Below are 517 nucleotides of genomic sequence, written 5' to 3'. Positions count from 1 at the left end.
TGTCCATTTTAGTTTTTGTGGGGTCATAATGGTGCCTCTTTATTATTAATTAAGCCTTGTATAGTAAGTTCAAAACAAAACGATTATAAATTTGAACGCGCTACTGGTATAAATTTTACTTGCGTGCTGTTATCTTTCGATGCTGCGTAAAATTCATCCCAGCAGCGCTACAACACTTTTAAAGTAATTCGACTATATCAGTGTTATGAACTATCCTAACAAACTTCAGCCTCTACTGTATAGATAGGCTTGGTTTTAACGACTTTCAGACTTAACTGCCACTTGGTGCTTATTCCAACTGGTAATCACGTCGCTCAATTGCTCATCCGCCATATCTAATACCTCAGGCGTACACTTATCGCCATGTTTATCCTTTAGCAAAAATTTAGTCATACCAACGCCCATTAGCTGACTTTTGACAAAGAAGCGAGTTTCAAAGTAAATATATTTCTTATCCCAGCCAACAAGCTCGCTACTCACCGTCATCTTATCTAAGAATTTAATCTCTTTTAGGTAG

1 protein-coding gene is annotated in these 517 nt (G+C 37.1%); it reads right to left on the bottom strand.

Annotated features, from left to right (window positions below; genetic code table 11):
- Positions 1–255 precede the first annotated feature (255 nt).
- The coding region (locus ACS8FD_RS24565) for a thioesterase family protein (protein WP_439277766.1) at positions 256–517 on the bottom strand (262 nt) is incomplete at its 5' end.

This window comes from Psychrobacter sp. 1U2 (genome assembly GCF_051847575.1).
This window is presented reverse-complemented; position numbering and strand designations above follow the sequence as displayed.